Consider the following 9,797-nt stretch of genomic DNA (forward strand, 5'->3'; position numbering starts at 1 on the left):
AACGCTTTTTCCACGTGCGCACGGGAGGAAAACTCCCGGCTTCTTGTTACAGTTCCCTGACGGTAATTGACGAACGCTGCTCCAGGTTCAGCTCCGGATGGCGCACGGTAATGACGTGCGCTCCCGGTTCCAGCAGCACGGAGGCCTCTTCTCCATACTGCACGACGGTCAGGGTGGGGGATGACCACACCGCCCCCGCCGGCAGGTTGGAGCGCAGTTTGAGCCTGCGTCCCCCGCCGGGCAGTTCCGGATCCAGCGCCAGGCGCGAGCCGTCTGCCGGAACCAGGATGCGGGGAGCCTCCCCGGACCACGCCCGCGGAAGCAGGCAGAAGGTATTCCCCACCGTGCAGGAAGGACTGGTAAACCACTCCGTATAACGGCTGTCCAGATATGCCCGTCCCGCGGCATCGTAATCCGCCGGGGAGGCCGGCTGCGGCATCGTTTCCGGGGAAGCCCATTCCTCCCGGACATGGGCTTGCGGCAGATCCAGCCCCTCCGCCCTCTTTCCGGTGCGGGAATCAATGCGGATGCGCACCATGCCGGGAGGGGGACCAGGGAAGGAAGGGGCAAGATTGCGGTGAGCCAGCCTCATGACCCCGGCAAAAATGGGGGCCGCTCCATCCATGCCCCCCACCTGCTTCATGGGGGAGGCGTCAAAATTGCCCACCCAGACACCAACCGTGATTTCACGGGTGAAGCCCACGCACCAGTTGTCGCGGAAATCGGAGGAAGTGCCCGTCTTGCACGCATACCGGAAGGGAAGGTTCATCAGCTCCCGGTCATGGAACGCCGCCATCCGGGCTTCCCGGTCCGCCAGAATGTCCGCCGCCATGAAGCAGGCTTCCGCAGGCAGTACGGGCCGTTCCGGAACGGAAGCGCCCTGCTCCAGCTTCAGGGGGAGGAAGGAGCCTCCGCGCGCCAGGCACGCATAAGCCCCGGTCAAATCCCGCAAGGTCACCTCCGCATTGCCGATGGCGAGACCCAGGCCGTAATGCGCGGCGTCTCCCTGGATGCCCCGGATACCCAGGTTTTCCAGCAGTTTCAGTAGCCGTGACGGGCCGCCGAAGGTATCCAGAACCCTCATGGCCGGGATATTCTGGGAACAGGCCAGAGCCTGCCTGACGGAAACGGGACCCATGTAGGCCCTATTGTAATTCTGCGGCGCTTCCAGCCCGTGCGCGCTCCGGTACGTGGTGGGAACGTCCGGAAGAACGGTTCCCGGATAGGCCCCCAGGACAAATGCCTGGGCGTACACGAAAGGCTTCAGGGCGGAACCGGGGGAGCGCGGCAGGGAAGTCCCGTCCATCAGCCCCCCCGCCGGATGCTTCCGGTCCGCGGAACCGACCAGGCAAAGAATGTTCCCCGTGGCGTTTTCCACCACAATTACGGCGGCCTGTGTCACATGATGGCCTTTCAAGCGTTCCAGCTCCCTCCTCACGATTTCCAGCGCGCCGCGCTGCAGGGAGGCGTCCAGCGTCGTGCGCACCTCCCCCGTCCGTCCTGCGTGCATCAGGGCGGCTGTTACATGGGGAGCCGCCGGCTGCCGCCCTTCTTCCGTTCCGGCGCTGAACAGGGGTTCCTGCAAGGCCCTGTTCACCATGTCCGCCGGGAACATGCCTTCCTCCTCCAGACGCCGCAGAACGCGGTTCCGCCGTTCCAGCGCACGTTCCGGATGCCGGAGGGGGTTCAGGAAGGACGGCCCCTGCGGCAACCCCGCCAGCAGGGCGCATTCCGCCAGGGACAGGCGGGACATCTCCCGGCCAAAGTAGAAACGCGCCGCCGCGGCGGGCCCCCGGCGCAGATTGCCGTAATCCAGGAGGTTGAAATAGGACTCCAGAATTTCCTCCTTGCTCATGCTCATCTCCATGCGCCGGGCCTGGAAAAACTCCCGGGCCTTGGTCCACAGGTTCCTGCGTGCGGGAGGATTGGCATTCTTGGCGAGCTGCTGGGTGATGGTGGACGCTCCGGACACAACCTCCCCGCCTGCGGCATTCGCCGCCGCGGCGCGGGCCAGCGCCAGGAAATCCGCCCCTCCGTGGCTGAAAAAGCGTTTGTCTTCCGCCGCCAGCGTAGCCTTAAGAAGCATGTCCGGAACCTCCCGGAGCCGGACAGGCTCCGTGTGGTAATAATCCGGTCCCGGCAATGTGGCGATTCTGCCGCCGTCCCTGTCCAGGACCACGGCGCCCCGCTCTTCCGGATGGAGCAGCCCTTCCGGCAGGGGAACCAGCCAGGGCACGGCATACCATGCAAGCAGCCACGCGGCGGCCAGCCCTCCGGCAGTCCAAAGAAGGGTTTTCCGTTGAAGGAGCTTTTTGAAAACCGCCCTGTTCATAGATCTGCGCCGCATCATGAAAACACTGCACTTACTTCCCCGCGGAGACGGTCAGTTTCTGGGGAATGCTCAATCCGTAGGTTTCCGGCTTGTACATCAGCTCCGCCTTGGCGGACGGGGCGATAACGGAGCCGGACTTGGTCACCCGCGCCAGGTAGCGCGCCGTAAAGCGGCCTCCCGACCAGGAATCGGCGAAAAAGCGCACCCGGTCCTTCAGGAATTCACGGTGGGAAACCCACCCGCTCCAGTAGAACCAGCGGTTTCCTGCGTCCGCCGTCTCGCTCTCCCGGCCTCCCGGTATCTGGGAAAGCAGGGCCGGATTGACGGCTTCAAAAGCGGAGGGCAGGTAATCCTCCATCACCACATACGTCAGCGGGTCAGCGGACTTGTCCACGTGCAGCGTAATCCTCACCAGGTCCCCCACGGCAAACTCCGCCGCAGGCGTCCAGGTTCCTTCCGGAGAAAGCCTTTCATAAACGCGGGAAACGGCAAAGCCCCTGTTGACGGCGGCTCCGTCCTGCTGCGTTTTGCTGCGTCCGCGGGCCTCCGCCATGCCGTATACCCGGGTTCCCGCTTCCGGAAGGCTGAGCACGGCCTTCTCCCCAACCGCGGTCAGGAACCGGGACGGGGAAGACACGGAGCATATCCCGTCAAACGTCCGGCCGCCGCGGTCCACGCGGAAGGCGGCGGAAAGGGGCGCCTCCTGCAATCCTTCCAGGTATTCCCCCAGCAGAATCACATCCCAGCCGGAAGTCCAGGTGGAATAGGGGGCCCTTCCTCCGAAAGATCCGGACGTCCTGTCCACGATCAGGCGTTCCAGCCTTTCCCGGACAGCCCGGTCACCGGGGGCCTGCGCCATCTCCGCCAGCGCCAGCAGAAGACGGCAGCGGGGCTGTTTCATTTCCTCCCCGGAAACATTCATCAGGCTCCGGGCCTGCTCCTTTGCCTCCGCACGGGAAGAGAGGGCCGCCGCCAGGGCCAGGTACAGGCGGTCTTCCGCCCTCAATTCAGCGGCATGGTCCAGCAGGCGGTTGAGCAGGGACGCGGGCATGAGCCCCGCTCTGGCCAGCACCCATGCCCCCAGGAGCCCCTCCCGCGGGCGGGCGGACAGGGAATGCCCCAGATAGGCGTACAGCTTGTTGAGGCCCTGTTCCGGAATGTAAACCCCCTGCTCCCGCGCCAGGGTCAGCGCCAGAGCGGCATACGCGCAGTACTCGCTCACCTCCGTGCCACCCTGCCAGTAGGACAGGCCGCCGGAAGAAAGCTGGTTTTTCATGATTTTGTAAACGCCGCTCCGGAGGGCCCTGGAACGGTCCTCCGGCGATTTTCTCTTGAAACCGGGGAGATATTTGGCCAGGAGCGGTTCATAAATCCAGGGCAGCGTGGAGGAGGAAAGCTGTTCCAGGCATCCGTACGGATAACGCAGCAGGTAATTCACGCTGCCGTCCGCATACAGCAGGGGGGACGTACCCAGCGTCACCCGGATGGGGGTGCCTTTCAGGAAGGGAGTCGCCAGCAACCCCGGCAGATCCAGCGTCCGACCGGAGGAAAGCGAGAAGCAGCGCAGCTCCCTCAGCTCCGGGAAGGGAGGCACCACCTCAAACGTGTGCTCCACGGAATCCTTCAGCAAGGAATAAACGCCGGAGGAATAAGGCGTGCCGCTGCCGTCTGCGGCGCGGATTTCCCAGGTCAGCCGGGCTTCCCCCGGCTGCGTGAATTTTACGTTGAACACCAGCGTTTTCGGCTGGTTCCCGTTCAAAGTCAGCGTCTGGACGGGCTGGGGCACGGAAGCCGCAGCGGTCCCGGATTTCAGCGTGACCACCCACGGACCCTTCCTGTCACCCGTCTGGCTGACCGTCACCGGAATGTCCAGGGAATCACCCTCCGTTGCGGTAAAGGGGGGAGCGGGTTCCAGCATCACGGGCTTGTTTACCACATAGGCGCTTTCCCCGGTTCCGAAATCGGCAGCTCCCGCCAGGGCGACCGCCATCACCCGGTAGCGGGTCAGCGTATCCGGATTCCTGTACTCGGCCTTGAAACGGCCCTCCCCGTCCGTACGGAGGGAGGCCAGCCACACGGCGCACGGGTTGAAATTCTTCCTTAAATCCAGGTTCTCCGGCGCTTTGCGGGAGCCGTCGGAGGAATCTCCGCCGCCGATGAAAACTCCTTTGTTGTCCGTGGAGCGGCCACCCCAGTCTTCATCCAGAATTTGTTCCAGCGTCGTCCACGTGCCCACGGATAGGGGGCGGTCCGCATAGAAGTACCGGATGGGACGGGGAGTCTGGTACCCGATGACCTGTAAGGTGCCTTCATCCTCCGCAAACAGGCATACCTCCGCATTCCGAACCGGCCTGCCGGAATAATCCGTCACCACGCCGCTGACCACGGCGGGGGAACCGGGCCGGGACATCCCGGCGGGGGGAAACACCTTTACATTCAGGGTATGCTGGACAGGCTGAACCTTCAGCGCGGCATATCCCAGCTTCAACTGGGGATTGCGGACCTTGCGGCTGCTCAGGTCCGCCCCCTTCACCAGGAAAACGGAAATATAGACATTCGGCGCGTCCGCCTCTTCCAGAGGCACCTCAATCACGGGATTGTCCAGCGTCAGCTTTCTGGCAAAACTCCGGAGCACCTTTTCCCGCTCCACCGTCACCATCACCTCCCCCTCAATGGGCGTCTGGATCAAGAGACGGGCCGTCTCTCCCGGCTTGTACAACTGCTTGTCAGGGATGATCTTCACCTTCAGGCCGTCATGGTACTCCCACGGGGAAACGTCGCTGCCGTAAACCCAGTACTTTACGGCAGTGCGGAATTCCCGTCCTTCCGCGTCCCTGCCGGAAAAAGCCACCTCGTAAATACCGTCCTGCGGGGTGGGAACGGAGACGGCTTTTCCTCCCGTACGGACATCCGCGGAATCCGCCGGGGCAAGCGTCAGGGCCTTTTCCAGCACCGTGCTCCTTACCTCGTCATTGCGCACGGTGGTAGCATCTCCGCTCTCGTAGCGCGCGGGACGGAAAGCGGTGCGCGTCACGGTCATGTTGAGATCAAGGCCGCTACCCGCATAGGGCTTGCCGTCCAGCCCCAGGGCAATCAGGCGCAAATCCAGGGGCGTTCCCTGGCGGCAGATGGAAGAACTGTTCTTCACGCCCACAAACACGGAAGCCGGATTCCAGACGGCGCCTCGGGAAACCTTGACCAACTGCTCATTCCCGTTTACCACGGAAGCCTGGAGGGACAGCCTCCTGACCCGCGGGAAGGACTGCCCGTCCAGGGAGAACTCCACGGTATTCCTGCCTTCCCCGTCCAGCACGGAGGACTGCTGCTTCATGTGGGAGGAGGAACGGCTGCTGGAATAACCGTAATAGGCCTCCCAGTAGCCCCCATCGTCATCCCGGTAATCCCCGAAACGGTAATCCTTGTATCCGGCAGGATAAAAGTTGGAGGGAGTACTGCGCAGGGACCAGTTCACCTTGCCACCTGAAACAGGCGTGCCGGTAAAATTCGTGGCCTTCACATCCGCCTTCAGGAGATGAGCGCCGGGCTTCAATTCATGAATCTTCTCCTCCACTTCAAACTCGTTCCGCTTGAACTCGGCTACTTCCACCTCATACCGGAACTCCCGGTTATTCTTGTCAAACTCCTTCCGGTAATACTTCTTGTAATCGTATTCGTCGGAGGAATCATCCTCTGCCCCTTCTTTTTCCTCTTCCGCGGAATCCCCTTTCAGCCGCAGGCTGGCAAGGACGCTGTAAGTTCCCGTCTCTTCCCCGGGAAACGTGAAATCCAGGTCAAAGGTTCCCACATCGGACAACTTCACCTGCTTGACGGCTACTTCCCGGTCCCGTCCGTCCCTGACCGTCAGCTTGACCTCCTCCACGGGAGCGAGGCCCAGCCTGTTGTCCAGCAGGGAGCGCACGATTCCCTTCAAATGCATGGTCTCCGCCGGGCGGTACAGGTTCCTGTCCGAAAACATGAACACCCTCGTTTCCGCGGTAGTGGCGGGATTCAGCCCCAGGGCTTCCCATTCGTAGGGCAGCGTCTTCACGCCAAAGGACCACATCCTCACCTGCCCCGGCCAATCCTCCAGGGGGCTCAGGTAACTGTCCACCCCGGACAGGACGCGAACATAGGCGGCCTTTCCGTTCATCCCGGCCATGGGCAAAATCACGGAACCGTGCTCCACGGGAACGGAAGCCAGAACGGAGCCGTTCGCATCCAGCAATTGGACCTGCGCTTTTTCCACCGCTTTTCCGGTGGAAAGGGAATACACGTAAGCAAACATAGTATCCGCCGTCTTTTTATGCAGAACGCCCAAATCCGTCACCTGCACGACGGCCTGCGCGGCGTAGGATGCCTCCTTTCCGTCGAACTTCCTTCTGCCTCCGTTTTCCGACGGCACGCCAAACAGCCTGTACGCCTCCAGCACCGGATCACTGACACGGCCTTCCACCTCAATGAAATACATGCCTGGCTCCACGGCTCCGCCAAACAGGCCGTCCAGGCTGATGGCCGCTTCCGTTTTGCCGCGCACGTCCAGTATCAGCGCGCCCGTCTTATCCGCCGCAAGAAGCTCCGCAGGCAGAAAATGCCTTTGGTCGCGGTCCGTCACGGTACGGGAAAGGGGCACGGACTGGTCCCGTTCATAAATCTTCCGGTAGGCCGCCAGCGTCTGGTGCCGGTGGCCGTCCCTGATCCGGTAGCCGCGCACCGTCAAATCCTTCAAATTGCTCACGGAGGCTTTCAACTTGCGGGCTCCGGCGTACATGACGCCGTTGTTGCCCGCATCCAGATACAGGCACGGATCCTCCGGCTCCACTTCCACGGAACCTTCCGCATTCTTTCGCGCCAATTCCTGATCATCCACGGACCGGACGCCCTTCAGCCTCCATTGCAGTTTAAAAACGGCCTCGTCTGCGCTCACCAGAAAAGGCAGGGACGTATACCACTGGGGCCGGGCATGCTTCATCTCCGCCAGCCGTTCCCTGTCCAGGCGGATTGCTATTTTCCCGGCCGTCTCCGCATCCTCTCCGTCAAGGGATGTGGTAAAGCCTCCCTCCTGATCACCGTAAGCCATCGGCTTCCCGCCGCCCTCCACGAAAAACTCCACATGGTCCCGGCAGAACCGTTCCAAATCCTCAATCCGGACAGGGAGAGTCCATTCCAGAGTAAACCGGCCTCCGTTCCCGGAAAACGCATGGTAATAACCGGAGGCGGAAAAACGGGGCACGGCCCCCAGTTTGATTTCTTCCCATCCGGTTTTCTGCCCTCCTCCCCGGGAGGACAGGAAGGAAGCGTCCAAACTGACCAGGCAATAATTCCTGCCATACCGGAACATTCCTTCCGGCTGAATGACATACACGCCGGGAACAACCATGCCGTCCGGACGGCCTCTGAACCTTCCCTCCCCCGCAATATTTCTCACACGGTAGGATTTGGCGTCTCTCACCTCCTTCAACGTGGCAGGCCTTAGCCGGAACCCCGCATCGTACTCCGCGGCTCCCGCCTTGAGCTGCTTCATAAAATCTGCGGACCTCAACTGCTCTTCATCCGAAACGCCGGCAAAACGGAGGTTCTTTTCCAATGCCTCCTTCCATGAGCAATAACCGGGAAGCATCAGGAACCCCTTGCCGTCGCGATACAAGCCATTCGCAGGATTGCCCCTGTCCGGAACTGCGTCGGGAACCACCAGGAAAAAACTCTCCCACGGGTAAACTTCACTGCCCTGCCAGCCCCTGTCCATGGAAGACAGGAAGAAATTCCAGGTCATGCGTCCCGTCAGGCGCAGCGGAACGGACGGCACCGGAGAACCGTCCAGAAAACGGACATTCTCCGCCGGTTTCCATAGATAGGTGGACCGGAAGGGAACCTCCTCCAGCGGAACACACTCCAGCACGTTGGGAGTAATCCATTTGGAAGAAAACTTCAAGGAAGGAGGAACGAACATCAGCTTCGCGCCTTCCGGCATGGCCGTCCCTGCGCCGTTGCCCAGCGCCAGTTCCACCGGTTTCTCCTCCGGGGAAAAGGACATCAGTTCCGGGTCCGCCGGTTTTCCCACCTCGGAAGCGGGCACCACGGCCTTGTCAAACACCAGTTGAAACGGCTTCCCTTTTTCCAGATGGGACGGAAAGGAAGACGGATAGCGCACCGTAGTGTCGGCAATGGATGGAAAAATACCGCAAATTCCTAAGAAGCAGCCAATAGCAAAAGAACAGGTTTTCATGGGAGGAGGGTAATTCTATGTACCCATCTTCTCCTCTTTTTGAGTCTTCAACACAAGCAGAAAATCCGCAAGCGGCAAAAAATAGAGATAAAAGTCGTTACCACTTGATGAAGTTTTTTTTGTACCTTGAATAATGTTCTATAAAAACTCCTTTCTTATGCTCACTAGGATGGTAGTGCGGTCATGAATCCAACCGGTAATTTTTAAATGCAATAACTCCAGTGGAACGCGGGAAACTTGGTTCATCAGAGAAAAATCTCCTTTACCTTTTGCTAGTATTTCTCTTCCTGCACGCTGTCTTTTACCCTGGCAATGGGTAAATTTTGGAAATATGGCAAAGAAATACGTGCCACCGGAGAAGAATCCCCTCCCTTTTCACACGTTGCCATCCGCCTCAAAAACTCACCAAATATCATAACGTTCCCGGCGTGTTTACGTTGCTGGTTTTTGATTCATGGTAGTCGCAACCATTGAACAAACATCATTTCATTACCATGAACAACACTTTCAACATCGGCGCCATGGACACCGTCTATCCCTTCATTCCCATGTACCCCAACGGGCAGCCCCAGGGCGACTTCCTGGTCAACGGCCTCTCCGCTCCTGTCCTTATCCCCAAACGAACTGCTTCCTCCCCCACCCGTCACGAATGGTTCGGGTACCTCAAGGTCATGGCTCCCGCCACCTGTTTTCTCCACCTCCACGCCCACTCTTCCATCTCCCTTTCCATTCCCGCCAAGGATATGGAACTCTCCACAGAGCCGGGCTCTTCCACGCCTCTCCGCCGCCAGATCCAGTTTGAACAGGGATACTACTGGTGCCATATCGTCCACCAACACCAGCCTGCCGCGGAGGACCAACAGGAGTTCTGCATTGCCCTGGTAAGCGACAAGGAAGGAGAGCCCGACCTGGACTATTACCTGCTGGCGGAAAACACGCCTGCCGGCAAGGAAGGAGAAACCGTCCTGACTCTGGTCAACCTGTACCAGGAGGTGGAAGAAGGAGATTCGTCGAGCAGTTCGGCAGGGGGAGGAGATTCGTTTGAGTTTGATCCCAAGCCCAGCAGCAGCTCGAGTTCTTCTTCCAGCAGTTCGAGCTCTTCCTCCTCGAGCAGTTCGTCTTCCAGCTCCCGGCCGAGTTCTTCGGCTCCCGAGCCTCCGGATTCCTCCAGCAGCGCGCCGCCTTCTTCTTCCAGTTCGTCGTCTTCCAGCAGTTCGAGTTCTTCCTCGTCCAGTTCCTCGA

General features: G+C 60.4%; 3 protein-coding genes. 1 reads left to right on the top strand and 2 read right to left on the bottom strand.

The window, feature by feature from the left end:
• Window positions 1-46: 46 nt before the first annotated feature.
• Window positions 47-2,332 carry a penicillin-binding protein 1C gene (gene pbpC / locus HJW02_RS04905; RefSeq protein ID WP_180971110.1) on the bottom strand — a complete coding sequence of 762 codons (2,286 nt, stop codon included), beginning with the start codon at window positions 2,330-2,332 and terminating at the stop codon, window positions 47-49.
• Window positions 2,333-2,363: 31 nt separating this feature from the next.
• A complete protein-coding gene (locus tag HJW02_RS04910) occupies window positions 2,364-8,555 on the bottom strand; it encodes an MG2 domain-containing protein (protein ID WP_102721092.1) in 6,192 nt (2,063 codons plus the stop codon).
• Window positions 8,556-9,049: 494 nt separating this feature from the next.
• Between HJW02_RS04910 and HJW02_RS04915 the strand changes: the two genes are divergently transcribed.
• The coding region (locus HJW02_RS04915; RefSeq protein ID WP_208050608.1) for a hypothetical protein at window positions 9,050-9,797 on the top strand (748 nt) is incomplete at its 3' end.

It is taken from the genome of Akkermansia sp. GGCC_0220, from assembly GCF_017566105.1.
Taxonomy (GTDB): Bacteria; Verrucomicrobiota; Verrucomicrobiia; order Verrucomicrobiales; family Akkermansiaceae; genus Akkermansia; species Akkermansia massiliensis.